Source organism: Nocardia sp. NPDC056000 (assembly GCF_042269265.1).
GTDB lineage: Bacteria > Actinomycetota > Actinomycetes > Mycobacteriales > Mycobacteriaceae > Nocardia.
On record NZ_JBHJXS010000004.1, the window covers coordinates 306,165 to 330,649 of the forward strand.

Sequence of the window (24,485 nt, forward strand, 5' to 3'; positions counted from 1 at the left end):
TCAGCTCTTGCGCGGAATCCGCTGTGCCGGTGGGGCAGTATGGGATTCGGCGAGCTGAGCGTTCATCGCGGCGGTCAGTTCGGTGAGGAAGCCGTCGAACTGACGCAGCTGCTCGGGGGAGTAGTGGGCCATCACCGCGTCCACGCGCTCGCCCAGGGGCCGGAAGAACTCATCGGCGAGATTTTGCACGTCGGCGCTGCTGCGTAGCGTCACCACGCGCCGATCGCTGCTGTCGCGCGTGCGCAGCACATGCCCGGCCTGTTCGAGCCGGTTCAGCAGCGCGGTGGTCGCGGGCTGGGACAGTGCGATGCGCTCGCTCAGGCGCGCCGGGGACAGAAACACGCCGCGTTCCTCGGCGGCCAGGATCTCGATGAGGGCCTCGGCGTCGGTGGAGTGCAGCCCGAGCCAGGCCGCGAATTGGCGGCTGAACTCGCGAAAGTTCGCGCCGTAGGCGCGCAGACCCTCGATGACCTGCTCCTGCTGCGCCCGGGTAGCCGGGTGGTTCATCGGCCCTGTCCACCTTTCTCCGGCCGGATCGGCACCGGCGACACCGTTTGACAACCTACCTCCATTGTAGATACTTTCACCATGGAATGATTCCATCATGGAAGTAGGAGATATGGACGAGACGACGGCGTCATCCCGTCGATGGCTCGGGTTGATCGCCATCGCCCTCGGCGTGGCCTTGATCGTGGTCGACACCACGATCGTGAACGTGATCATCCCGTCGATCATCGAGGGCTTGCATACGGGATCGACTCAGGCGCAATGGATTCAGGAGTCGTACGCGATCGTGTTCGCGGCGCTGCTGCTGGTGGTCGGGCGGATCGCGGACATCATCGGCGCGCGGCGGGTATTCGTCGCGGGCGTGGTTGTGTTCGGCGCGACCAGCATTCTGGCCGGACTCGCACCCGGTGGCGGGCTGCTGGTCATCGCTCGATTCCTGCAGGGTGCCGGTGCGGCGATGATTCTGCCGACCTCACTGGCGCTGCTGAACGCCAACTTCACCGGCAAGGCGCGGGGCCAGGCGTTCGCGATCTGGGGTTCGACCATCGGCGCGGCCGCCGCACTGGGCCCGCTACTCGGTGGCTGGTTGGCTGAAAATGTTTCGTGGCGTTGGGCTTTCGGCATCAATGTGCCGCTGGCGGTGCTGATCGTGGTCGGCGTGCTGACCTGCGTCGCGCCGTCGCCTCGGGTTCCGGGGCGCATGGATGTCCTCGGATCGATCCTGTCGGTACTGGGCCTGGGCTTGTTGGCCTTCGGTCTGGTCGAAGGGCGCACCTACGGCTGGATCACCACGACCCAGCCGCTGGATATCGGTGGATTCTCCTGGGGCAGTGGACCTTCGCCCGTTCTGGTCGCGCTCGTCCTGAGTGCCGCCGCACTGGGCGGATTCCTGTGGCGGCAAGCGCAATTGCGTCGTGCCGGAGCCACCGACAAGGCGCTGATGGATCTGGGGCTGTTCTCACTGGCCTCGTTCCGCAATGGCAATATCGCCACGTTGATCATCGGCCTGGGTGAGTTCGGCATTGTCGCCGTGCTGCCGCTGTGGCTGCAATTCACCCTCGGCTACAGCGCCGTGCAAGCCGGTTTGGCGTTGGTACCCATCGCAATCGGCAGTTTCATCGCCAGTGGCGCGAGCTTCGGGATGGCGGGCAAGGCCTCGCCGCTGAACCTGGTCCGGCTGGGATTGGCGCTCGAGGTGCTCGGGCTGGCCGGGCTCGCCCTGGTCGCCTCGACCGACAGCTCCTGGTGGTCACTCGCCCTGGTGCTGTGCCTGTACGGCGTCGGTGTCGGCTTCGCGACCGCGCAGGTCACCAATGTGGTGCTCGCCGACATCCCGGAGAACGACAACGGCCAGGCTTCGGGAATTCAGAGCGCGTTCCGCCAACTCGGATCCGCGCTCGGAATCGCCATCCTGACCACGGTGTTCTTCACGACGCTGAGTTCACAGGTCACCGACCATCTCGAAGCGGACGGTGTGCCCGCGGCTCAAGCCGAGCAGCATGCGCACGCCATCACCAACAGCGCGGGCGCTGCGATCGAAGGTTTCGCAGCCCAGCCGCAAACCCAGTCGATCGCCGATGCCGGACGGACCGCCATGACCGATGGCATCCATCTAGGCGGTTATCTCGCGGCAGGTTTCGTACTCCTGGGCTTGATCGCCACGGCTCTGATCCCGAAATCGGAAGTGAGCGAAGAGGAATCGAACAAGACTGCGGCCCCACCGGCGCACGTCTGACCGAGACGAACCCCGGCCCGCCATAGAGCGGGCCGGGGTTTCGCATTGCCGGGCACGCGCGCTGCGTTGCCCGTGACGCTATGAGCTCTCGGCAGCCTTCTTGATGCCACCGACCTGGGTCTCCCACATGCCGCGAGCATGCGCCGCTTCGTCTTCGCTGGCGTTGTTGTCCTGGCTCAGCGTGAGATGGGTGCTCGACCCGTTTCCGGTCAGCTCATAGGTGAGGGTGTGGTAGTTCTCCGGCACATCCGGCTGGCCGGTGAGCGGGCTGTAGTGGGTCATCTTCAACAGACGACCGGGTTCGAACGATACGATCTCGCCCTTGTCCTCATACTGTTTGCCCTGGTACTCGCCCTTCCAGACGATCGGGCTGCCCACCTGCCAGTCGGTGCGCACCTGCGCGCCGAACCAGAGCTCGGTGAGCTGCTCGGGGTCGGTCAGGACGGTCCACACCTGCTCCGGCGAGGCGGTGATATCGGTTTCTGCGGTGGCGACATATCCGGTCATGATGCAACTCCCTTGGGTGGATTGCTTACCTTCACCCTAGGAGCACGGCGCTTGGCGTTCTTGGACAAACACGTCAACCGCATGGTGGATCGAGGGTGGTTGTGTCGCACCCCGGATAACCGAGCACTGGTTGTGGTCGGCGTGCGGCGGCAGGGTCGGAGGTATGAACTCATATGTTGCTCAGCGCAATGGCCGGTCGGTGGATGTGCGGGATCTGACTCCGCTGGCATTCGCCGGATATGCCCACTTCACCGCAATGCAGGTGCGGGACGGCAGGATTCGCGGACTCGATCTGCATCTCGATCGGTTGCGGGACGCCTCGGTGCGGATGTTCGGCCGTGCCCTGCCGGACGAGCGGGTGCGGGCGTATCTGCGGACCGCATTGGCGGACGGTCCGGCCGATCTGTCGTTGACTGCGACGGTGTACTCGCCGGCGGGCGAATTCACGGTCGCCGGAACAGATGTCGAGCCCGAGATGCTGATTCGGACCGGCCCGCCCTCCTCGGGACCGGACGGCCCGCTCGCGCTCGCGGCGATCGAACACGAGCGAACGCTGCCGAGCGTGAAGCACGTCGGCGAGGTGGCCAAGACGTACTACCTGCGTGAGGCCGTCGCGAAGGGTTTCGATGACGCCGCGTTCCTCGACCGTCAGGGGCGCCTGAGCGAGGCGTCGATCTGGAATCTGGCCTTCTGGGATGGGTCCGCGGTGGTCTGGCCCATCGCGGATATGTTGCGCGGCACCACATTGGGCATCGTGCGCAGGCAATTGGAGCGGCTCGGGGTTGCCCAGCACGATCGGGACATCACCCTGTCGGACCTGCCCGCGCTGTCCGGTGCGGTGGTCATGAACTCGTGGAATCCGGGCATCGCGGTGCGGCGGATCGAGTCGGTGTCGTTCGCCGAGACGGCACCGTTAGTGGAGCTACTGCACCGGGCCTATGCGGCCGAGCCACTGCTCGCGCCATAAATGGATAGGCCGGGAAGCTGCCCGCAAGCTCTTGGGTGTCGGTCACTTCAGTTTCTTGGCGACCTCCTCGGCGACGGACGCCTGGTAGCGGTCGGCGTAGGTGGGGGAGTCCTTGATCAGGTCATCGCAGAAGGCGGCGACGTCATCGCCGACGACCTGGCGGACTCCCTTGCCCGCCGCGACGCCTTCCTCGAAGAAGTCGACGAGGCCCGAGAGCAGGTTCCCTTCGGCCAGATCGACCGGGCCGACCTTGAACAGGTACTTCTGGATCTCGTTGTAGACGATCTGGTAATCGGGCGGGAGCGCCTTGACCCGTGCCACATGCGCACGCCATTCGCGCTTGCCTTCGATGATGTCGCGGATTCCCATGGCTATTCTCCCAACCGGCCGAGTTTGGTCGCGACGTTCTTGTTCAACTGCTTTCGCCATTTGTCGCGGTAAGTCTTGGCTCCTTCTTCGCCCGCGATCGCGGCACAGAAGCCCTGGATGTCGTTGCCCAGAGCGTCCTGGACACTCTGCCCCTCGGCCGCTGATTCCTCGAGCAGTCCCAGGGCGCCGTCGAGGATCGGCATCAGATTGCGACCCGAGAAGTCCGAGTACACAGCCAGATTGGCCTTGATCTCGTCCCATGCCGCTCGATACTCGGCCGGCAGAACCTCCGCTCGCGCGTCGAAGGCCCCGTATTCCCTGGTGAGGTCGCTACCGGTGACTTTCTCCCAGAAGTTCATTTGCTTTCCTTGAGGTCATTGATGCGAGATGAGACGAATTCCCATTTCGCCCAGAAGGTTGCGAGTTCAGCGCGTCCGGAGTCATTGAGCGCGTAGAACTTTCGCGGCGGGCCGACCTCGGAGGGTCGCTTCGACACGTCGACCAGCTTGTTCTTCTCCAGTCGCAGCAGGATGGCGTACACCGTCCCCTCGATCACATCGGTGAAACCGAGGTCATTCAATCGGCGGGTAATGGCGTAGCCGTATGTCTCTTCGGCTCCGATGATCTGCAGCACACAGCCTTCGAGCGTGCCCTTCAACATCTCCGTCAAGTTGTCCGTGGCAATCCTCCTCGATCCCGAGCGCACTATGCTGTGTCGCTGAGTACTAGTAGACTGTAGCACAGAGTAGCTAGAGGAGGCGATGCATGAATACACAGATGACCGGGTTCACGATCGACCAGGCGGCGGCATTCGCCGGGGTCACGGCAGCGACAGTGCGGCAGTATCACCGGCGTGGCCTGCTCGGCGAACCCGAATCCGACGGCTCGGGCTGCCGCCGATACCGATCGGCGGAACTGCTGCGGCTGGTCCAGGTCCGAGCGCTGGCCGGAGCGGGTGTACCGCTGGTCGAGATCGGCGATCTGCTCGAGTACCTGTCGCACGTCGAGCGCATTCTCGAAGGCGCGCAATGATTCTCGGTAACCAGGCGCCGAGGGTCGGGCATAAAGGAATCGAAAAGATTCACACGCCGGATGGTGGTGGAATCATCAGGAACCGCAACGCTTTCGGGCCCGCTTGGCAGAATTCAGGATCCAGATTCACGGATCATCAGAAGAGGCAGCGGTCATGGGCAACGTCGGCGGAACATTGTGCCTGTCGTCATTCCACGTGTACTGGTCATCGGACGACGAAGTGTTCGTCGCCCACTCCGACCGGCATCCGGGTCTGGTCGCTCGCGACGAGTGGTCCTCACTCGCCGCGATGGAAACGCTGATCGATCTGATCGAACGGCAACGGCCGCATGATCATTCGGTTGATCGCTCCGCGGCGTGAGCTACTCCGCCGGGCTGGTTCGGGGCGCGCTTCGGGCCCGCTGTGAGCGCGGTCAGCGCACCGATGGCGATAACGATGCTGCCTTCGGCGGTATGCACGATATTGCCGAAGGTGTCGACCGCCATCATGTGCAGGACATGGTCGCCGCCGGTGAATCCCAGGGCGGCGATGAGTAGATAGAACGGGCCGCATACCCAGGTGTAGCGCAGGGCGCCGCGGCGCACGGGTGCCAGTGCGAGTCCGGCTATGCCCGTGACCAGGTGGAACAGGGCGTGCCAGCCGTTGACGGTGACGGGGATGAATCCGAGGAATTGGATCGTGCAGGCATGCATGTCACCGCCGAAAGCCATATCGGGGTAGATCCCGAAGGCGATGACGCCGTTGAGGGTGAACCACGCGCCGATCAGGAAAACGGCGAACTGCCACGGTGTTTCGAGGACCGCGGTGACGTAGCGCAGTGCCAGATCGCGGAAGGTGGCGAAAGACATGGGGGTCCTGTTCGTCGGGCGGCAAGCTCGCTAAGTCGATCGTCTTATTTTGCGAGTGGAGTATGTTCTAGGTCGATCGACTTAGTCAAGACCGATGGAGGGACGCAGGTGGCGCGCGAAACCCGCAGGCAGATGATCGAGCAGGCGGCGCTGCTGTTCCGGGGTCGCGGGTACGGCGCGACCGGCATCCGGGAGATCGCCACCTCCGCCGGGGCCCATCGCGGGGTGATCTATCACCACTTCCCGCGCGGCAAAACCGAAGTGGCAGAAGAAGTCCTGGCCGCCACCGATGCCACCGTCGGGGCCTACATCGAATCCTGGTGTACCGCACAGCAACCGCTCTCGGCCATGCGGGCGATCATCGCCGGCACCAAGATGATCATGACCGGTGGCGAACACCCGCCCGGCTGTCCGGTCGCCGCGATCACCATCGGCGCGGGGCCCGATGACCAGGCGCTGCGCGAGTCCGCCCGCGCCATCTTCGATCGCTGGCAGCGTGCGTTCCGAGACTGCCTGCGCCGTAATGGAACACCCGATCCGCAGGCGACGAATATCGCGACGCTGCTCATCGCGGGAATCGAAGGCGCATTGGTCCTGTGCCGCGCCGAAGGAGACAACGCGCCCTTGGACCGCGTCGCGGCAGCACTCGAGCCCCTGCTCCCACATCCCAATTAGCGACTGGAATATGCCGGTCTTCGGCGAGATCCCGCCCTGCGGGCGCGGTTTACATCCGTCCCGACGGCTACGTGGCCTGGGTCAATCCCGGTGGCCACCCCGTTGTCCCCCGACGCTCTGACCGCGACTTTGCGGCAGTAGGTCGGTACATCGACCCATGTCATCACCGTCTTAGAGTCCACCGCTACTGCGAGTCCGACTCTCCCAACATCATTCGAGCCTGCGTCACTCTCTTGGAGATCAGTTGCAGGTTGGTGTCCAGATCAGCCAACGCCTGCGTGGTCGTCTCGGCGAGTATCCCCAGTCGATCGAAGGTATCGGCGACCACCGTGTCGATCTCGGGGAGCAGTTCACCCATGCCGCGTGCGGTGATCTCGTGTGAGGGATTGCGTGGCGGCGGATAGGTCAGCCGCCATCCGCCGTATGCGGACTCAGCCGTCAGAGACCGATCCATCTTGGTGTTCCAGAGGTAGATGACGGATTCGATAGCGTGAGCGGCGAGCATGAGCGCGGCCATATCGTCGAGCCCCTTGGCGTAGGCGTCGCCGCCGCCTGGCGCATCGGGAAGATCTCCGGTGATCCGGTACGGGCACGCGTACATGTCGACGCCCAGGTCGGTCCAGGGGCGCGGGCGGCCGATCTGCACAGTCACCGTCCCCTGGGCGTCGGTGTAGACGCGGGTGGCGATCGGGTCGCCGAAATCGCCGACTCCATCAACTGTCGCAGGCATGGCAGGGACTTTAGCCGCCCTGCCAACCCGGCAAGGACTAATCCGCGCGAGCCTCGGAAGGTCAACGCGCAGAATCGATCTACGTCGTGCGCACAGCTGATCGCGTAGGTTGGAATCATGCCCACGTACGCGGCATTCCCTTCGAGTTTGGTGACCGAGCGACTTCGATTGCGCCCCTGGCTACCCGCGGATGCGCAGGCCCATCGCGCGCTGTGGGCCGAACGGGATCCTCGGGCACTGCGCAGAATCGACGCCGCCGGACGCCCAACGGTCCAGCAGATGCGCGACTGGGCGATCGCCAACCCTCTCGGTAGCCCTCCAGGGCTGGGATTGCTTCCCATCGAGCGCCGCGACACCGGCGAGTTCATCGGCTACTGCGGCCTGATCATCGGCCAGGGCACCTACGACGAACCGGAAATCGCCTACGAACTCGCGCAACGCTTCCACGGCTTCGGATACGCCACCGAAGCCGCGCGTGCCGTCGTCGAGGCAGCGGCACGCACTGGGCGTCAACGATTGTGGGCGACTGTCCGCGAATGGAACGGCGCCTCATTCCGTGTCCTGGAAAAACTCGACTTCTATAACAGCGGCCGCGTCGACCCCGATCCCGACCGCGGCGACTCGATCTGGATGACACGCGAACTCGGACAGCCATAGAGGCCCTAGCGCTGCGTCACAACGATCGCTATTACCGGTGCGCTTCCAGGTAGCGGGTCAGGGCGAGGGTGCCTTCGGCGATGATTCGGTCATCGCCGGTGGGATGGTCGCGGTAGGCCATCTCGAAGATCCGATCGCCGAGTTCGACGGCGACCTCGACGACGTATCGGTCGGTGTCACGGGGGAGTAGTCCCGAGGCGATCAGGCCTCCGTACAGCATGTCGACCATCCGGCTCAGGTGCACTTGGGCGTCCGTGTTCAGTCCGATGCTGCGGGCGCGGCCCTTGTAGTAGAGGGCGACGAACTGAGGGTGTTCGAGGTAGTGGGCCTTGTGGATGGCGAAGAACTTCTCGATGGCGGCCGCGAGGGTGTCCACGCGAATCGTGGTGAGCTCCTGGGCCATTCGGAGGTCGAGTATTTCGATCTGACTGCCGATCAGCGCCTCCAGGACCGCGTCGCGATTGGCGAAGAACTGGTACAGCGTGGCCACGGACACCTCGGCGCGCGCCGCGATCGCCGTGGTGGTCACCGCGTCCACGCCACCCTCCTGCATCAGGGCGAGCGCTGCGGCGTGGATGCGCTGGACGCGTTCGAGGCTGCGTGATTGCGTCGGTTTGCGTCGCACCCTGGCTTCGGTCATGCGATCATCATGCCAGAATGTAAATGTAAATCACTTTTCAGGTTAGGGTGGGCCGACATACCGCCATCCAGCGAAGGAGTCCGTGCCATGGCCGACCGATCGGGAACGCCCGCCGTCACGGTCCACCACGCCGCATGCAACCTGTGCGAAGCGATCTGCGGGATCGCCGTCACCACCACCGGTGGGGAGATCACCGACATTCGAGGTGATGCAGCCGATCCGCTCTCGCATGGCCATGTCTGTCCGAAGTCGGTGTCTCTCATCGACATTCAGCACGATCCGGATCGATTGCGGCGACCGATGCGGCGGATCGGCGAGCAGTGGCAGGAGATCGGCTGGGACGAGGCAATCAACACCGTGGTGGAAAACCTGGTCCGGATCCGGCAGCAGCACGGCCCCGATGCGGTGGCGGTGTACTTCGGCAATCCCACCGTGCACAGTCTCGGCGCGATGACGCACGGCACCCTGTTCGGTTCGCTACTGCGTACCCGCAATCACTTCGCGGCCAGCTCGGTGGACCAGCTGCCTCACCACGTGGTGTCATGGCTGCTCTACGGTCACCAATTGATCCTGCCTGAACCCGATCTGGATCGAACCCGCTATCTGCTGATGTTCGGCGCGAATCCGGTTGCCTCCAACGGCAGCATGATGACCGCACCGGGGATGGCACGACGCCTGCGCGAGATCCGCGAGCGCGGCGGCCGGGTGGTCGTGATCGATCCACGCCGCACCGAAACCGCCGCCGTGGCCGATGAACACATCTTCGTGCGTCCCGGCACCGATGCGGCGGTACTGCTGGCCATGCTCAATGTGATGTTGACCGACGGTATCGGTGAACTGCCCGACTACCTGACCGAGTTCCACGAGATGTGCTCGGCCGTAGCGGAATTCACACCCGAGGTGGCGAGCCGCGTCAGCGGGATACCGGCCGACACCATCACGCGTCTGGCCCGGGAGTTCTCGGCTGCCGACGGCGCGGCCTGTTACGGACGCATCGGGGTGTCCACCCAGCGCTACGGAACCCTGTGCCACTGGGCGATTCAGGTGATCAATATCGTCACCGGGAATCTGGGCCGCGCGGGTGGGGTCATTCCCACCGATCCGGCGGTCGATGTGACCAAACTGCTGAGCCGCGGCGGGTTCGGGTCCAGGCGCAGCCGGGTGCGGGGTCTGCGACCGTTCGGCGGTGAACTACCCGTGGCGGCGCTCGCCGAGGAGATCGCCACCCCGGGTGAAGGGCAGGTGCGGGCGCTGGTCACGGTCAGCGGCAATCCTGTGCTCTCCACACCCGGTGGGCGCGGCTTGGACGACGGGCTGGCCGGGCTCGATTTCATGGTCGCGGTCGATTTCTACCTCAACGAAACCACCCGGCACGCGGACATCATCCTGCCGCCGACCCCGGCGTTGGAGCGTGACCACTACGATCTGATCTTCCGTGCCTTCGCGGTGCGCAATACCGCGAAATACTCCCCGGCGGTCCTGCCGAAACCAGAAGGGGCGCGGCATGACTGGGAGATCTTCCGTGACCTCGGCCTGCGATATCAACGCAGGCTCGCGGGCTCACCATTAGGCGTGCTGAAATCGCTGCGCCGCCCCAAGAATGTCGAAACCCAAGTGCGGCTGTGGCTTTCACCCCGGCGCCTGGTGGACCTGCTGCTACGGACCGGTCCCTACCGGTTGTCGATCGCGAAACTGCTTGCCGCCCCGTCCGGTATCGACCTCGGGCCGCTGCGTACGGGATTCGCCGGCCGGGTCCGCACCAGAGATCGAAAGATCCATCTCCTGCCCGAGCTCATCACCACCGATTTGCGGCAGTTGGCAGCGGACCTGCGTGCGGACGCCGATGTCGATCCGGCGCTGCCGCTGCGGCTCATCGGGCGCAGGCATGTGCGCAGCAATAACTCCTGGGCGCACAACTCCGGGCGACTAGTCGCGGGAGACCCACGTCATCACCTGCTGATACATCCGAGTGACGCCGCCCGGCATGGGCTTTCGAATGGACCGGCGATATTGCGATCCAGCATTGGAGCCATCCGGGTGGATGTCGAACAGACCCCGGACATGATGGAGGGCACGGTCAGCCTGCCACACGGCTTCGGGCACAACCGCCCAGGCGTGCGCCTGGGGGTCGCCAATCGTGTTGCGGGAGAGAGCATCAACGACATCACCGATCCGAACCTGCTGGACAGTTCCGGCAACGCGGCCTTCTGCGGTCTGCCCGTCGCGGTCGAACCACTGTCGGCATCCACTGCGATCGGACTCGGAATCCTCGGTGAGAAAGGCGCACGCTGATGGCGCACGTGATCACCCAGGCCTGCTGCAATGACGCCTCCTGCGTAGCGGTCTGCCCGGTCGGCTGCATTCGACCCGGCCCGGACGAGCCCGGATTCGCGACCACCGAAATGCTCTACATCGACCCGGCCACCTGCATCGACTGCGGCGTCTGCGTACCCACCTGCCCGGTTGGCGCGATCAGCCGCGATGACGCTCTGACCGGCATCGACACCGCGTACCTCGACATCAATGCCGCCTATTACCAACATAATCCGATCCGTCAGACCCTCGGCCCGGTCGACCTACCGGCACCGGCTCTGACGCCCGCACCGGGACCGTTGCGGGTGGCGATCGTCGGATCCGGCCCGGCGGGCAGCTACGCCGCGCGCGAACTGCTCGAGCATCGCGGTGTCGAAGTCGCCATATTCGACCGGCTCCCGACCCCGGGCGGGCTGATTCGCGCCGGCGTCGCACCCGATCACCCCGCGACCAAATCGATTGCGGGCGTATTCGATCCGATGATGTCGGACTACCGCGTCCGCCTGTACCTGGACGTGGAGGTCGGCACCCACCTCACCCACTCCGAACTCCTGGCACACCATCACGCGGTGATCTACGCGCACGGCGCGGCCGGTGACCGCCGCCTCGACATCCCGGGCGAGGAACTTCGCGGCAGTGTCTCGGCGACCGAGTTCGTGAACTGGTACAACGGCCATCCCGACTATGCCGATCGGGCCTTCGACCTGTCCGGCACTCGCGCGGTGATCATCGGAAACGGCAATGTCGCACTCGATGTTGCCCGGGTACTTGTCACCGATCCCGATCGGCTGGCGCGTACCGATATGGCCGATCACGCCGTAAACGCGTTGCGGCACAGCGCTATCGAGGAGGTCGTCGTGGTGGGCCGCCGCGGCCCCGCGCAGGCCGCCTACACGACGCCGGAACTGCTCGCACTGTCGAACCTGCCCGGCGTGGATGTGATTACCTACCTGTCGGAAACGGAGCTGGACTCCGCCAGCCACTCGATGGTGCACGATCCCGCGAGTCCGTCATCGCTACGGCACAAGACCCGGATCGCGTCCGAATACTCCACGCGCCCAACCACATCCGGCAACCGCCGGATCGTGCTGCGCTACCTGGCCACGCCGGCCGAAATCCTCGGAAGCGATCACGTCACCGGCCTGCGGCTGACCCGAAACCGTCTCGGGCCCGACCCCTCCGGAACATTGCGGGTGGTCCCGACGGGCATCGAGGAAACCATCGACGCCGGACTGATCCTGCGTGCAATCGGATACCGCGGCGCGCCCCTGCCCGGCCTGCCCTTCGACACCTCCCGAGCAGTGCTCCCCAACGATGCGGGCCGCGTGCACGACCCGGCCACCGACTCGGTCCTCACCGGCGTCTACACCACCGGCTGGATCAAACGCGGCCCCTCCGGAGTCATCGGCACCAACAAAGCCTGCGCCAAAGAGACCGTCGGACAACTACTCGCCGACTTCGCCGCCGGTCATCTCACTGCCCCCACGACCTCGACCCTCGAATTCGAAGCGCTCATCCGAGAACGCCGCCCGAACCTCGTCGACCTCACCGGTTGGCAGGCCATCGATTCCGAAGAACGGCACATCGGACGATTGCACGACAAGCCACGTTCCAAGCTCACCGATATCACCGAACTGCGCGCAGCAGCGCTCCCGCGCTGATCCGCACGCTACGACGCGGCATCGCGTATGTGTGTGCTGCGGTGAACTACGCTCGAGAAATGCGCGCTTGGCGGGTTGAGCGACCGGGGGCGATCGATGACGGGCCGTTGCGGCTCGTGGATCTGGATACGCCGGAACCGGGGGCGGGTGAGCTGCTGGTTCGGGTGCTGGCCTGCGGGGTGTGCCGGACGGATCTGCATGTGGCGGAAGGGGATCTGCCGGTGCATCGGCCCGGGGTCGTGCCGGGGCATGAGGTGGTGGGGGAGGTTGTGGGGCTGGGCTCCGGTGATACCGGGGGATTCGCGGTCGGGGAGCGGGTCGGGATCGCGTGGCTGCGACATACCTGTGGGCGGTGTCGTTACTGTTTGCGTGGCGCGGAGAATCTCTGCCCGAATTCGCGCTACACAGGGTGGGATGCGGACGGCGGCTACGCCGAATATGCCACGGTGCCAGCGGATTTCGCGCACCGACTGCCTACCGGATATAGCGATGCCGAGCTCGCGCCGCTGCTGTGCGCCGGAATCATCGGCTATCGGGCACTTGAACGCGCCGCGCTTCCGGCAGGCGGGCGACTCGGCATCTACGGGTTCGGCGGTAGCGCCCACCTCGCCGCGCAGGTCGCTCTTGCCCGAGGCGCGGAGGTCCATGTGATGACCCGTGATGGCGCGGCACGGCGGCTTGCAATGGAACTGGGTGTGAGTTCGGCGCAAGGGGCCGCGGACCCGCCGCCGGTCGCGCTCGACGGCGCGATTCTCTTCGCACCGGTGGGTGAGCTGGTGCTGCCCGCGCTCGAAGCCCTGGACCGGGGCGGGATCCTGTCCATCGCGGGAATCCACCTCAGCGATATCCCGGTCCTGAACTACCAGCGGCATCTCTTCCAGGAACGAGAGATTCGCTCGGTCACCGCCAACACCCGCGACGATGCCCGGGCGTTCCTGGAATTCGCCGGGAAGCACCGGCTCGAAGTGACCGTCCACCCGTACCCGCTCGATCACGCCGACCGTGCGCTCACCGACCTGGCGCACGGACGCTTCACGGGCGCGGCAGTGCTGGTGCCTTAGATCCGCCCTAGGCGCTGAGGAAAGCAGGGGCCGGGCTTGGGCTGCGGGCGGCTGCACTGGGCCTGGCCCCTGCCGATCAAGCTTCCGTCAGGGGCGACTCGCAGTTCAACAACGATGTCGGGCAGTTCGATCGGCGTCTTCGATCAATCGAGGCTCTTCCGATGACCGGCCACCGACAGGGGTGGGTGCAGTGTCGTTGGCCGCGCTGGCGGGGGAGCGGCGTGCGGTATGCAGTCGGCCCGTTGGTCGGGTATCCGGTGCGGATTTCGCGACGATCGGGGAGATCTATCAGTGATCGGAGAGTGGTCCCCGCACCGAGGTGGCACGCGTTGTCGGTTCGAGATCGACTGGGGCATGGTCGAATAGCGGGATGTTGTTTCGCCAGCTCGAATACTTCGTCGCGCTCGCTCGGGAGCGGCATTTCGCGCGGGCCGCGGCGGCCTGCTATGTGTCCCAGCCCGCGCTGTCCGAGGCCATCCGAAAGTTGGAGCAGGAGTTGAAGGTTCCGCTGGTCCAGCGCGGTCGGACCTTCGAGGGACTTACTCCCGAGGGTGAGCGACTGGTGCTGTGGGCGCGCCGGATTCTGGCCGATCACGATGCGCTCAAACAAGAGGTCGTGGCGTTGCAGAACGGGTTGACCGGTGATTTGCGGATCGGTGTCATTCCCGCCGCGGCGGCTACGGTCGCCCTGCTCACCGACCCGTTCTGCGCCGAGCATCCCCTGGTGCGAGTGCGGCTGCATGGCAGTCTGGGATCGGCGCAGATCGTGGATCGATTGCGGCGCGGTGAACTCGATGCCGGGGTCATCTACCCCGATGGGCAGGACACCTCCGGGTTGACCGTCACCCCACTGTATTTCGAACAGCAGGTGCTGATGGCGGGCAACGAACTGCTCACCGGCCAATCCGGCACTCTCAGCTGGAACGAGGTCGTGGAACTGCCACTGTGCCTGCTCAATTCGGAGATGCGTGCCCGCCAACTCGTCGATGACGCGCTGGCCACCCAAAACCTTGTTGCCAGCCCCCAGCTCGAAACCGACTCGGTGGCAACACTGTTCGGGCATGTGGCGACCGGCCGCTGGGCCACGGTGATACCCTCGACCTGGTTGCGCACCATGCGTCCACCGGCGGGCGCGCGTGTGCTCCGGCTCGAGAATCCCTCGATCAGTGCGATGATCGCGCTGATCACCCCGTCCGTCGAGCCGGTGTCCATGGTGGCGCGGGCGCTGAACGAGACCGCCCGCAGTACTCGCCTCGATGCCGCGGTGCAGCGCTCAGCGGATTCGCTCGAACTCTGACGCGGCCCGCGTCACCGGGTGAGTGCGAAACAGTCCGCGATGCAGGCTATTTCGCCGTACAGGAAGTCGATGATGTCGGCGACGGACGAGCCGGATTCGGTGTACGCCCAGGCGTTGGTCAGGGCGAAGGCCGCACCGGTGGTCTCATCGGCGGTGCCGTTCCAGGTGCGGAACGCGCCATCGAGGTGTTCGACGATTGCCTGGAGATGGTCCAGGGAATCGTGGACGGTGACGGACTGGGCGAGACCGACCAGGGCCGTGAGGTATCCGCGATAGAAACCAGAAGGGCAGGTCGGGTCGTACCTGTTGCTCATGAGGGCGCGGTCGTAGGCTGCGTAGCCGCGCATAGGCTGGATCTCCTGGTCCACCAGCCAGTGATCGACGGTGAGACTGAAAACCGGTTCGGCCGTGGGTGATTCGATATCGGTCGGGAACGCGGGCGGGTGCGCAGCCGACTTGGTTCCAGCATGTTCGTACACGGTGGTCGATTCCATGCCCTGGCGACCGACCTCACGCCGAATCTCGAGGTCGATGCCCGGGCTGCCGGTGAAGTCCGTTCCGAGGTACCCGGCCGCCGCGTTGACAATGTCCTGCTCGGACATATATCCGCTCAGCGCACCCTGCCGGGCTCTGCGCACCGCCTCCTGAATCTCCTCCTGAGCGCGGGGATCCCGGGGATCAGCATCGGACATGCAGACCCTCCTCACATGCACGAGCAGCCGATATTCTGCACCGTATATCGCGGCACATCGGAAGGGCATTACCGAACCGGTGGGCGAGGTGTCATCGGCGCGCTGTGCGGCTCACGACCTGAGGGCCGCGCTGGCGATGCGGTCCAGGCGCACCCGTGCGGGTACGGCGGAATTGACGGTCCGGATGGTGGTCCCGAACCTGTTGAGGCGTCGTTGGTCCCGCGCGTTCCACGCCATGTCGAATTGTGCGCGGGCGGTAGGCCGCAGCAGACCGACCGCGAACAACCGCACGAACGAACCTGCTGGCCGACGGAGCTGACTCCATACAGGATTGGGCAGGTACGGCACCGGTGAGGCCATCGCAGACTCCATGACCAGAGTTTTGAACATCCGGTGGAATACGCGGCCGGTCTGCAATCGCTCGGCGATCATCGTTTCGTAGTACTCGTCGAACTCTGTGACGTTCGGCGGGAGATGCCAGGGTTGCAACCCCAATACCGCGCCGACCTGACGCCAATCCTGATACAGCAGTTCGCGATCGGGTTCGGACACCGGCGCGTTGATCGCCCTGCGATAGCGAACCAGCCCGTCGAACAGCGTCGCGAGCACCCACGCGTAGGCTTCCGGGTGCAACGCGTGATATCGATTGCCCTCTGCGTCAATGCCTTTCATCGATTTATGCAACTCGAACAGTCGTTGTGATTCGTCGAGCGCACCCTGCCCGCCATAAATGAGCCGCCGGATCGAATCGATGGTTCGAATCAACCGCCCGGTCGGATCGGCGTCATACGCCGAATGATCGAACACCGCCGCAGCGATGGACGGATGCGCGGTCTGCATCAGCAGACACGACGCACCCTGCAAGCTCACGGTTCGATCCCCTGCCAAACGCCAGATCACACTGCCCGGTCCGAGGGGTTCCGCCGGGGCCGCGCCCCGCCTCGCGATGCCGTCCATGTTCGTCTCCATCTCTGCGTGTTGTAGCGAGAAGATAAGGAGTTCTATTGGCGCGAGAAACATCGAGAGATGCAGGCCAATTGGACACACTACCGAAGCCGGGCGGGAAAAGTGAGAAGTGCTGCGATTGGGTAATTCTGCCGTCGTACGCTCATTCCCCGGGGATACCCGGGCTGGACCGTAGGATCGCAAGAGTGTTGTACACCATCAGCCGATCGCGGAGTGTGCTCTGTGCGGTTGGACTCGTGGGCGCGGTATCGGTGCGATTGTCCCCGCTGCCCAAATCCGAGTCGTTGACGGCGCATTCGATCGCGGTCGGATTCCTCGGGCTCGCGGCATTCGGAGTAGTGCTTATGTCGGCCATGATCGCGGTCCGATCGCCGGTCGCTCGTGGGCGCTCGGTTACCGTCTTGATTGCCGCAGCGGTCTCGATTCTCATGCAGTTCGCCAAAGCCATGTTCGCTGCCAGGGGGCATCGGGAGCTGAGATTCGACAATCATGTCCTGATGAACTCACCGGAATCTCTGGTGTCCTTCAACATTCCCTTGATTGTCGTGAATACGGTAGACATACTGCTCTGGCTCGTGTGCCTGATTCTTTCCGCTGGCGTGACACATTCGTTGAAGCATCGATGATTTCAGGTGACTGGCTGCTAGTCGGCTGAAAGTGTGGCGATGGACTTCGCTATGCGGCGTTCACGGGTCGCGGCGGTCTTCGCGCCCTCGATCGACAGGACGTGGGCGCGGCGGTTGCTGTATGACAGTTGATCGAAGGCGGCGGCTGCGCGTGGTTCACGGTTCAGTGCCGCGGCGAAGTCGTCGGGGACCTCGACAACGCGGGGCTCGGTATCGAGTTGGAGATCGATCTCGATGACGTCGTCCGCGGCGATGCCGGTCTGCTGCCGGACATCGGCGTTCAGGCCGAGCATGTATACCCCGTTCATCGGGGCCACCGAGTTGCGGAAGGTGGTGTCCCCGATGGTGACCCGGACTTTCGGACGCTTGCCGCCGCCCAGTGCTTCGACGATCTCGGGCGGCACCACGACGCCGGTCGCTGTCTTGCCCGCGAGCAAGACGGTTGCTGTGAACTTCATGGCGGGCTCCTTCTGTGATGTGTGCAGCTTTCGAGTGGGTAGACGGCGGGATTGCGTGGAACTCATCGGCGGCTGTTGGCGATTTATGGCCAGTTTGCCCTGGTACGGTCGCGTTCGACGGGCATGGGCAGGAGGGGTGCGTGGCGGGGAGGACGGCATCGGGGGATATTGCGCGGACCGTGCCGATCGATTTCGTACGCGCGGCGGTCGCGCTGGCGGCCGCTCGCGGTGTCGATACCGAGGGGTTGCTGCGGTCGGTAGGGGTGGCGCCGGATTTGATCGGGCAGGATCGGGCGCGGGTCACCGTCGAGCAGATGACTCGCACGGTGCGGGAGCTGTGGCGGATCTCCGATGATGAGATGTTCGGGTTGGGGACGCGGCCGGTGCCGCGGGGGACGTTGCGGTTGATCTGTTTCGGGGTGATCGGGTGTCCGGATTTGGGGGCGGCGTTGGCGCGGTTTGCCGAGTATCACCGGCTCGCACCCGGGTTGCCGATGATGACGACCATGACCGAGCGGGCGCGTGCTCGGTTCACCATCGATGTGTCTGGGCTCAATGATCCTGCGCATCTGATGACTTCGTTTCTGCTGGCCTCGGCGCATCGGATGATGGCGTGGGGGATCGGGCGGCGAATTCCCTTGCGGCAGGTTGATTTTCCGTTTCCGAGGCCGGTGAACGCCGCCGATCTCGATCTGGTGTTCGCCGCACCGCTGGTCTTCGGATGTGAGTCCGCCACACTGGTTTTCGACAGCTCGGTGCTGTCATCGCCGATCACTCAGACCGAAGAGACACTGATCGAGTGGGATCGCAACGCCCCGGCAGACCTGCTAACTCGACGTGAGTACGGAACGACGTTGTCCGAGCAGGTGCGGCGGATCCTGAGTCGCGGCTTGACCGGTGCGTGGCCGACCGGTGAGGAGATCGCGCAGTGCCTGGCGTTGAGTCCGCAGACCGTGCGCCGCAGGCTGGGGGAGGAGCACACCTCCATCACCCGGATTCGCGAGGACATTCTGCGGGACGCGGCGATCGCGGCACTGGCGCGCGGTGAGGAGACCGTGGAGGAACTCTCGGGTCGGCTCGGGTTCTCCGAACCTAGTGCCTTCCGGCGGGCGTTTCGCCGCTGGACGGGTAGCCCGCCGGGGTCCTACCGCGCGGGAGTCTGACCCGGGGAGCCGATCGCGCGCTCATTGGGAATGACCGCGATTCTCGGAATATATGACCGCAGCGCTCGATTCGCGCATATCGCGCTTTCAGCCTGGTCAATGCGCCGATGCTGTGTCTACGCTCGCCGAATTCCACTCGTCGTTCGGGAAAGGCAATTCGGGATGAACGTGCGCAGCGCAGGGCGCGTACTTATCCTCGGTGTCGCGGTGCTGCTGACGCCTTGGGTCTCAACGGTTTCGGCGCAGGCGGCACCGGATGATCCGAGCACGCTGCCGATCGAGTCGGCCCCGGCGTTGACCCTCCCGCCGGAACTGGATGATTTCTATCGACCGGCAGCCGGTGTGGTCACCGCGGCCGAGCCGGGCGAGATTCTGCGCGTGCGCCGCGTAAACCCCGCGTTCTTCGGTCTGGTGCAGCTCAATATCGATGCGTGGCAACTGCTTTACCGCACGAACAACTCGCATGGTGAGGCCATCGCTACCGTCACGACCGTGCTCAAACCTCGCGGTGAGGCGCCGGCGGGCGGGCGCAAACTCCTGTCGTATCAGATCGCCGAGGACAGTGTCGCGCAATACTGCGCACCGTCCTATGTCATCCAATCCGGTGCCATTCCGGCGGATTATGTCAATGCCGCCGAAACGCTCATTCCGATTGCCGCGGGCATCGGGCAGGGGTGGACCGTCGCGCTGCCGGATTATCAGGGACCGAATTCGGCGTACGGGGCCGCGCGTATGAACGCGCAGGCCACTCTGGACGGTATCCGTGCCGCCGAGCGTTTCGAGCCCGCACAGCTGAGCGGTGCGCAGACTCCCGTCGCGCTGTGGGGTTATTCGGGCGGCACCATTCCGAGCTCGTTCGTCCCGGAAATCAAGGAAAGCTATGCGCCGGAACTGAATATCGTCGGCGCGGCCGCCGGTGGCGTCGCCCCGGGGGACTACGCCGCGGTGGTCCGGCACAACAACAACGGCGTCTACGCCGGACTGATCTCGGCCTCGTTCGCGGGTCTGGCGACCGAGTATCCGGAGATGGCGCGGGTGCTGCGCGAGCGGGTGGACCTGCTCGGCCAGTTCGTGCTCGCCTCGAAGAAGGTGCTGTGCCATCCCCAAGGCGCGCTGCTGTTTCCGGGATTCAACTATCTGGGCACCTTCGGTGGTTCGGATCCCTTGGCGCTGCCCGAGATTCGCGATGCCATCGCGGACAACTCCCTCGGCCAGCAGCGGCCCTCGGTGCCGATCTACTTCTATCACGCGCAGAACGACGAACTGATTCCCATCGCGGGAACCGATGCGGCAGTGGACAAGTACTGCCGTGAAGGCGCGCCGAGCGTCACCTATGTGCGCGAGTTCGCCGCCGAACACATCTCCGGTGTCGCCACCCATCTACCCGGAGCCTTCCATTGGCTGCGTGATCGGCTCAATGGCGTGCCCGCGCCGGTCGGCTGCGATATCAGCAGCCCGGTGAGCACGCTGACCGAACCGCAGTTCGGGCAGGCACTGGCGGAGATTCTGCCGCCGTTGGCGCAGGCGCTCGTCGGTCAGGCCATCGGACAGCAGAACTGAGGTCGGTCAGTGAATCGCACGACTGTTCGAATCCTAGGCAGTGCCAACATCATTGGTGCCTTGATGCTCACCATCGCGTACGCGGTCGTTCTGCCTGTCAGTGCCGCTCCCGCGCCGGACAATATTCTTCCGAAGGCCAACGCCCGCACCGGATTACCCGAGGGCTGGAATCCCGGCCCGGAGCTCTACGGCGTCGGCGAACACAAGAACGTCGAGATCCCGATGGCGGACGGGGTGATCCTGCGCGCCGATGTCCGATACCCGACCGATTCCTCGGGATCGCCTGCGGCCGGGCCGTTTCCGATCGTCATGACCCAGACCGCCTACGGTAAGGACAGCGCCGGATTCCTACGGCTGCTGTCCTACGACGGGATCGGACCCGCACTCCAGAACGCGCTGCCCTCGGTCATCGATGTCGCCAAACAGCTCACCGACGCGGCGGGATACGGCGACTACTTCGTCAGGCGCGGCTACATCAGCGTCATCGTCGATATCCGCGGTACCGGCTCCTCGAACGGGAACTGGAGCATTCTGCAACCGCAGGAACGCGAGGATTCCAAGCGAGTCGTGCAATGGGCTGCGGCACTGCCGAATTCGACCGGCGAGATCGGCCTGTGGGGCCTGTCCTATCTGGGCATGAGCGAGCTGCTCACCGCGGGCGTCATGGAGCCGGGGTCCCCGATCAAGGCGCTGTTCCCGCTCATGCCGGGTAATCACATGTTCCAGGACCTGCTCGATCACGACGGATTCCTCAATATCGCCTTCCTGACCTCGATCCTGGCGTTCCCGATCACCGCGCTGCCCCAGATCGACCCGATCATGGGCCTGTACCGCGAGCCCGGCAAGGCGCTGAGCGTGTTCGTCGACCACCTGCTCACCCACCTGCGCGATGACGGCACCTGGCCCTCGATCATCAACGCGCTGCTGGACGGCGACAAGCTCTACAACAGCCCGTACTGGGAATCGCGCGCCATCGACAATGTGCTGGAACAGATTGCCGCCAACGACATTCCGACCTATCTGATCAGCGGCCAATACGATCTACTGCAGGACGGCACTCCGCGCACCTTCGCCGGATTGCAGAACGCCTACGCCGGACGGCCCCACGACGGCCCCATGCCGTTGGACGCATCACCGAGCGGACGATTCCAAATGCTCACCGGCCCTTGGTTTCACATCCAACCCGGCAGTCAGCGCAACACCGACGATATCGACATGCACGCCATTCAGCTGGCCTGGTTCGATCGCTGGCTCAAGGACGATCACAACGGTATCGACGAAACACAGACTCCGTTGCATGCCATCGACGTCAACGGCAATGTCATCGAGAGCGCGACCTATCCGGTCCGCCAAGCACCGACCCAACGCCTGTATCTGCAAGCGGGCAACCGGCTTTCACCCGACAAGCCCACCGACGTGACCGCCTCGGACCGCGTCGACTTCACCCCGGTCAACGCGGGAACCATTTGCAACGCAAGCTACTCCCGGAACTTCTCCGGCGTATTCCAGCTGCTGACCTCCATGATCGGCATCGATGATCCCTGCGCCCAATTCCCCGCGAATCCCAGCGTGCCCGGCCTGCTGACGAACCCGACCTACACCACCGACGCCTTCACCGAGCCGACCCTGCTCGCGGGGCCGATCGGAGCCACCCTGTTCGCCGTCTCGAACAAACCGGCTTCGGCCTTCAACGTGACGGTCCAGGACATCGCCCCCGACGGCACCGTTACCGCTCTCACCGACGGCCAACTGGCAGGCAACTACCGTGCCCTGGACGACAATCGGACCTGGCGCGCGCCGGATGGCACCGTGCAGGGCCCATTCCATCCCGGCACCCGTGACTCCCTGCTCCCGGTCATCCCCGGCGAGAGCACCGAATACACCATCAAGATCCGCCCCGCCTTCCACGTTTTCGCGCCGGGCCACCGCCTCCAAATCACGATCGGCACAGGTGATTTCCCCACCCACATCCTCAATTCTAAGGATTATCCGGCCCTGCTCGGCAGCTCCTACGACATCCATCGCGACGACACCGCCGCGTCGTTCCTGACAATCCCACTTGCACCGGCTGCTTCGCGGTAGCCAGCAGTTCACGAGAACCGGGCCACAGCAGCCGAAATACCTCTCGGATCGCTGACCGGACGGTCGTCTTCGCAACCTCGCAGACCGTTGTTTTCTTGGGAGAGCGGTCAACGCGTTCTACAGTGTGTTGGGCTGGCGGGTTTCCTCGCCGAGCACTCGGGTAGCCGAGGGCTGTCTTGATCTGGCGAGCGGAGGGTGAACGCGATGACCGAACCCCTACCCGTGATTGTCGGTGACGGCGGGCAGGTGGCCCAATTCGATCTCGAGGAAATGCAGGGTTGGCAGGTCCGCGAGGCAGTGCGCGAACTGCTGGCGCCCGGCACCGGCGTCACCGTGGAAGACGCGGTACTGGTGATCGAGGAGATGGTCGCCAACGCGCGTGAGCACGGCCGATCACCGCGTCGCTGCCGCCTACAGCTGCTGGCCGGGCGATTGCGCGTCGAGGTCGACGACAGCGGCTCCGGTGACCCGCGCGTGCGCACCCCGGATCTGGCCGGTGGGCGCGGCATGATCGTCATCGACCGCCTCGCCACCGACTGGGGAGTGCTGCACTACGAGGGCTTCAAGACGGTCTGGGCCGAACTTCCCCTCGATCGTCCGCGGTTCTCCCCGCTGGCCACCGCGTTCGAACCGAAGCAGAGCGACACCCGCAACGATTCCTAGGATCGCCGACCCATCACAGCGACCCGCCTTGACCGGCCAGCGCTTCCTCGACGGTGTGATAGAGCTCCAGGACGTGTTCGAGACCTGAGATCTCCAGCGGCCGGATGACCGGACGGTTGGCATCGACCACGATGCGCAGCGGTTCGTGACGTATCTCGGCCACCAGATTGGTCGCCGCCAGGGTCTTCAAACCCGCGCCACCGAGGAATTCGACATCGGTCAGATCCAAGATGCAGTACGCCGCGCGGGTCCGGTCCAGACCGGCCTGGACCGCAGCCGCCAGTTGCCCGGCCGTGCTGCTGTCGACTTCCCCCTGGATCGCCACCACGGCGACCTCGCCGATCATCCGATGCTCGACACGAAGGTCGGGCGTACGCGATTCCTGCTCCTGATCCGTCACAGTGCGCACTATATGGGCTGCCACCGACGAGCAAATCCGGTTCGCGCTTGAATCGGCTGATCGGCGTGCGCGTCAGGCGAACTCGCCGTGCATCTCCCAGACCAGGACCTCACTGGGTTCGACGGCGGTGATGGACTGGCCGCCAATTCGCGTGAGGCGCACCGCATCACCCTGTTCCAGGCGGCCCGATCCCTCGAATTCGACCTGTCCGCGCGCAATGAATACGTGGCCGAACGGAGCGTCCGGAACAGTCACGGTCGAGCCCGGCTCCAGGCGTGCGACGTGAAGTGCGGCATATTTGTTGTGCAATGTGATGGCGGTTTCATTGCGATGGCGGCGTATGCCCGACGCGACGGTAACCAGTGAATTGCGTGCCAACTCTCCCGCGACGTCCATCTCCTGATAGCCGGGCGTGAGCCCGGATTCGTCCGGGGGGAGCCACATTTGGACCACATGCAGAGTCGGCTTCTCGTAACGGCCCGCACCGTTCTTCTCCGAGTGCAGAATTCCGGTTCCCGCCGTCATGCGCTGCGCCAGGCCCGGATTGATGATGCCGGAGTTCCCCGCCGAATCCTGGTGCACCACACTGCCTTCCAGCACCCAGGTGATGATCTCGGTATCGCGGTGCTGATGGGTGTCGAAGCCTTCGCCGGGATCGACGAAATCCTCGTTGTGCACCATCAGCAAACCGTGCGCGTTGGCGGCGAGATCGAAATTGCCGGTGGCCGGAAACGATTGCCGCGAGTCCAGCCATTCATTGCGCCAGTGGTGGCGATCCGCGCTGCGAATCACCTTGACCACGGCCGTTGGTGCCGACATCGAGAACCGCCTTCCATGGGTCGCTGACCGTCCAGCGTGCGGCGGCGGGCGGATAT

At 64.7% G+C, this 24,485-nt stretch carries 28 protein-coding genes; 15 read left to right on the forward strand and 13 right to left on the reverse strand.

Translation table 11 applies throughout. From position 1 onward, the window contains the following. Entirely contained in the window at nucleotides 1–507 is a 507-nt protein-coding gene (locus tag ACFC4D_RS13630; RefSeq protein WP_376063086.1) for a MarR family winged helix-turn-helix transcriptional regulator, read from the reverse strand. A gap of 97 nt (nucleotides 508–604) precedes the next feature. On the opposite strand from ACFC4D_RS13630, the gene ACFC4D_RS13635 reads away from it, so the two are divergent. Then, nucleotides 605–2,242, forward strand: coding sequence for a DHA2 family efflux MFS transporter permease subunit (locus ACFC4D_RS13635; protein ID WP_376063088.1), 1,638 nt, complete (start codon nucleotides 605–607; stop codon nucleotides 2,240–2,242). A gap of 78 nt (nucleotides 2,243–2,320) precedes the next feature. Here the strand turns inward: ACFC4D_RS13635 and ACFC4D_RS13640 are convergent, their stop codons facing one another. Further along, complete coding sequence (locus tag ACFC4D_RS13640; RefSeq protein ID WP_376063091.1) at nucleotides 2,321–2,749, reverse strand: SRPBCC domain-containing protein; 429 nt, start codon at nucleotides 2,747–2,749, stop codon at nucleotides 2,321–2,323. A 163-nt stretch (nucleotides 2,750–2,912) separates the two neighbouring features. Here ACFC4D_RS13640 and ACFC4D_RS13645 point away from each other — a divergent pair, with 163 nt between their 5' ends. After that, a complete protein-coding gene (locus ACFC4D_RS13645; RefSeq protein WP_376063093.1) occupies nucleotides 2,913–3,716 on the forward strand; it encodes an aminotransferase class IV family protein in 804 nt (267 codons plus the stop codon). A gap of 42 nt (nucleotides 3,717–3,758) precedes the next feature. Here ACFC4D_RS13645 and ACFC4D_RS13650 read toward each other — a convergent pair whose 3' ends face one another. Genes ACFC4D_RS13650 through ACFC4D_RS13660 form a run of 3 tightly spaced genes read right to left on the reverse strand, consistent with a single transcriptional unit; the run spans nucleotide 3,759 to nucleotide 4,746 of the window. Further along, nucleotides 3,759–4,085 (reverse strand): DUF1048 domain-containing protein, encoded by a 327-nt coding sequence (locus ACFC4D_RS13650; RefSeq protein WP_376063095.1) that lies wholly within the window; start codon nucleotides 4,083–4,085, stop codon nucleotides 3,759–3,761. 2 nt (nucleotides 4,086–4,087) lie between these two features. Further along, nucleotides 4,088–4,444 carry a DUF1048 domain-containing protein gene (locus ACFC4D_RS13655; protein ID WP_375960028.1) on the reverse strand — a complete coding sequence of 119 codons (357 nt, stop codon included), beginning with the start codon at nucleotides 4,442–4,444 and terminating at the stop codon, nucleotides 4,088–4,090. Continuing rightward, entirely contained in the window at nucleotides 4,441–4,746 is a 306-nt protein-coding gene (locus tag ACFC4D_RS13660) for a PadR family transcriptional regulator (RefSeq protein ID WP_376063662.1), read from the reverse strand. Before ACFC4D_RS13660 ends, ACFC4D_RS13655 begins: the two co-directional genes overlap by 4 nt. Before the next feature lie 104 nt (nucleotides 4,747–4,850). On the opposite strand from ACFC4D_RS13660, the gene ACFC4D_RS13665 reads away from it, so the two are divergent. Further along, nucleotides 4,851–5,117 carry a MerR family transcriptional regulator gene (locus ACFC4D_RS13665; protein ID WP_376063097.1) on the forward strand — a complete coding sequence of 89 codons (267 nt, stop codon included), beginning with the start codon at nucleotides 4,851–4,853 and terminating at the stop codon, nucleotides 5,115–5,117. 154 nt (nucleotides 5,118–5,271) lie between these two features. Continuing rightward, the gene (locus tag ACFC4D_RS13670) at nucleotides 5,272–5,478 is read left to right on the forward strand and encodes a hypothetical protein (RefSeq protein WP_376063099.1); all 207 of its coding nucleotides are present in this window, start codon (nucleotides 5,272–5,274) and stop codon (nucleotides 5,476–5,478) included. Here the strand turns inward: ACFC4D_RS13670 and ACFC4D_RS13675 are convergent. Further along, the gene (locus ACFC4D_RS13675) at nucleotides 5,451–5,966 is read right to left on the reverse strand and encodes a DUF4383 domain-containing protein (RefSeq protein WP_376063101.1); all 516 of its coding nucleotides are present in this window, start codon (nucleotides 5,964–5,966) and stop codon (nucleotides 5,451–5,453) included. The two genes, ACFC4D_RS13670 and ACFC4D_RS13675, sit on opposite strands and share 28 nt — an antisense overlap. 108 nt (nucleotides 5,967–6,074) lie before the next feature. On the opposite strand from ACFC4D_RS13675, the gene ACFC4D_RS13680 reads away from it, so the two are divergent. Next, nucleotides 6,075–6,641, forward strand: a complete 567-nt coding sequence (locus tag ACFC4D_RS13680) for a TetR/AcrR family transcriptional regulator (protein ID WP_376063102.1) — start codon at nucleotides 6,075–6,077, stop codon at nucleotides 6,639–6,641. Between the two features lie 184 nt (nucleotides 6,642–6,825). Here ACFC4D_RS13680 and ACFC4D_RS13685 read toward each other — a convergent pair whose 3' ends face one another. Further along, nucleotides 6,826–7,371: a DUF6968 family protein gene (locus ACFC4D_RS13685; protein WP_376063103.1), complete on the reverse strand. Its 546-nt coding sequence runs from the start codon at nucleotides 7,369–7,371 to the stop codon at nucleotides 6,826–6,828. Nucleotides 7,372–7,488: 117 nt separating this feature from the next. Here ACFC4D_RS13685 and ACFC4D_RS13690 point away from each other — a divergent pair, with 117 nt between their 5' ends. Further along, the gene (locus ACFC4D_RS13690; RefSeq protein WP_376063105.1) at nucleotides 7,489–8,028 is read left to right on the forward strand and encodes a GNAT family N-acetyltransferase; all 540 of its coding nucleotides are present in this window, start codon (nucleotides 7,489–7,491) and stop codon (nucleotides 8,026–8,028) included. Nucleotides 8,029–8,059: 31 nt separating this feature from the next. Here ACFC4D_RS13690 and ACFC4D_RS13695 read toward each other — a convergent pair whose 3' ends face one another. Beyond that, nucleotides 8,060–8,668 (reverse strand): TetR/AcrR family transcriptional regulator, encoded by a 609-nt coding sequence (locus ACFC4D_RS13695; protein WP_376063107.1) that lies wholly within the window; start codon nucleotides 8,666–8,668, stop codon nucleotides 8,060–8,062. An 87-nt stretch (nucleotides 8,669–8,755) separates the two neighbouring features. Here ACFC4D_RS13695 and ACFC4D_RS13700 point away from each other — a divergent pair, with 87 nt between their 5' ends. The 4 genes from ACFC4D_RS13700 (at nucleotide 8,756) to ACFC4D_RS13715 (ending at nucleotide 15,000) form a co-directional block, all read left to right on the forward strand. Continuing rightward, nucleotides 8,756–10,960: a molybdopterin-dependent oxidoreductase gene (locus ACFC4D_RS13700; RefSeq protein ID WP_376063108.1), complete on the forward strand. Its 2,205-nt coding sequence runs from the start codon at nucleotides 8,756–8,758 to the stop codon at nucleotides 10,958–10,960. Further along, nucleotides 10,960–12,642 carry an FAD-dependent oxidoreductase gene (locus ACFC4D_RS13705; protein ID WP_376063110.1) on the forward strand — a complete coding sequence of 561 codons (1,683 nt, stop codon included), beginning with the start codon at nucleotides 10,960–10,962 and terminating at the stop codon, nucleotides 12,640–12,642. Before ACFC4D_RS13700 ends, ACFC4D_RS13705 begins: the two co-directional genes overlap by 1 nt. A gap of 59 nt (nucleotides 12,643–12,701) precedes the next feature. Next, nucleotides 12,702–13,703, forward strand: coding sequence for a zinc-binding alcohol dehydrogenase family protein (locus tag ACFC4D_RS13710; RefSeq protein WP_376063112.1), 1,002 nt, complete (start codon nucleotides 12,702–12,704; stop codon nucleotides 13,701–13,703). 370 nt (nucleotides 13,704–14,073) lie between these two features. Beyond that, a complete protein-coding gene (locus ACFC4D_RS13715; protein ID WP_376063113.1) occupies nucleotides 14,074–15,000 on the forward strand; it encodes a LysR family transcriptional regulator in 927 nt (308 codons plus the stop codon). An 11-nt stretch (nucleotides 15,001–15,011) separates the two neighbouring features. On the opposite strand, the gene ACFC4D_RS13720 is transcribed toward ACFC4D_RS13715, so the two are convergent. Both ACFC4D_RS13720 and ACFC4D_RS13725 read right to left on the reverse strand, forming a co-directional pair. Then, nucleotides 15,012–15,692 (reverse strand): hypothetical protein, encoded by a 681-nt coding sequence (locus ACFC4D_RS13720; protein ID WP_376063114.1) that lies wholly within the window; start codon nucleotides 15,690–15,692, stop codon nucleotides 15,012–15,014. 111 nt (nucleotides 15,693–15,803) lie between these two features. After that, entirely contained in the window at nucleotides 15,804–16,841 is a 1,038-nt protein-coding gene (locus ACFC4D_RS13725; protein WP_376063116.1) for an oxygenase MpaB family protein, read from the reverse strand. 53 nt (nucleotides 16,842–16,894) lie between these two features. Between ACFC4D_RS13725 and ACFC4D_RS13730 the strand changes: the two genes are divergently transcribed. After that, nucleotides 16,895–17,284 (forward strand): hypothetical protein, encoded by a 390-nt coding sequence (locus tag ACFC4D_RS13730; RefSeq protein ID WP_376063117.1) that lies wholly within the window; start codon nucleotides 16,895–16,897, stop codon nucleotides 17,282–17,284. 17 nt (nucleotides 17,285–17,301) lie between these two features. Here the strand turns inward: ACFC4D_RS13730 and ACFC4D_RS13735 are convergent, their stop codons facing one another. Further along, nucleotides 17,302–17,742 (reverse strand): YdeI/OmpD-associated family protein, encoded by a 441-nt coding sequence (locus ACFC4D_RS13735; RefSeq protein WP_376063119.1) that lies wholly within the window; start codon nucleotides 17,740–17,742, stop codon nucleotides 17,302–17,304. 140 nt (nucleotides 17,743–17,882) lie between these two features. Between ACFC4D_RS13735 and ACFC4D_RS13740 the strand changes: the two genes are divergently transcribed. The 4 genes from ACFC4D_RS13740 to ACFC4D_RS13755 all read left to right on the forward strand — a co-directional run bounded on the left by ACFC4D_RS13740 (nucleotide 17,883) and on the right by ACFC4D_RS13755 (nucleotide 23,210). After that, nucleotides 17,883–18,905, forward strand: coding sequence for an AraC family transcriptional regulator (locus ACFC4D_RS13740; RefSeq protein ID WP_376063121.1), 1,023 nt, complete (start codon nucleotides 17,883–17,885; stop codon nucleotides 18,903–18,905). A gap of 162 nt (nucleotides 18,906–19,067) precedes the next feature. Further along, nucleotides 19,068–20,465 carry a lipase family protein gene (locus ACFC4D_RS13745; RefSeq protein WP_376063122.1) on the forward strand — a complete coding sequence of 466 codons (1,398 nt, stop codon included), beginning with the start codon at nucleotides 19,068–19,070 and terminating at the stop codon, nucleotides 20,463–20,465. Between the two features lie 63 nt (nucleotides 20,466–20,528). Continuing rightward, nucleotides 20,529–22,547 (forward strand): CocE/NonD family hydrolase, encoded by a 2,019-nt coding sequence (locus ACFC4D_RS13750; protein ID WP_376063123.1) that lies wholly within the window; start codon nucleotides 20,529–20,531, stop codon nucleotides 22,545–22,547. A gap of 204 nt (nucleotides 22,548–22,751) precedes the next feature. After that, a complete protein-coding gene (locus ACFC4D_RS13755; protein ID WP_376063124.1) occupies nucleotides 22,752–23,210 on the forward strand; it encodes an ATP-binding protein in 459 nt (152 codons plus the stop codon). Between the two features lie 13 nt (nucleotides 23,211–23,223). Here ACFC4D_RS13755 and ACFC4D_RS13760 read toward each other — a convergent pair whose 3' ends face one another. Continuing rightward, nucleotides 23,224–23,610: an STAS domain-containing protein gene (locus ACFC4D_RS13760; protein WP_376063125.1), complete on the reverse strand. Its 387-nt coding sequence runs from the start codon at nucleotides 23,608–23,610 to the stop codon at nucleotides 23,224–23,226. Nucleotides 23,611–23,682: 72 nt separating this feature from the next. Next, nucleotides 23,683–24,429 (reverse strand): pirin family protein, encoded by a 747-nt coding sequence (locus ACFC4D_RS13765; protein WP_376063126.1) that lies wholly within the window; start codon nucleotides 24,427–24,429, stop codon nucleotides 23,683–23,685. Nucleotides 24,430–24,485 lie beyond the last annotated feature (56 nt).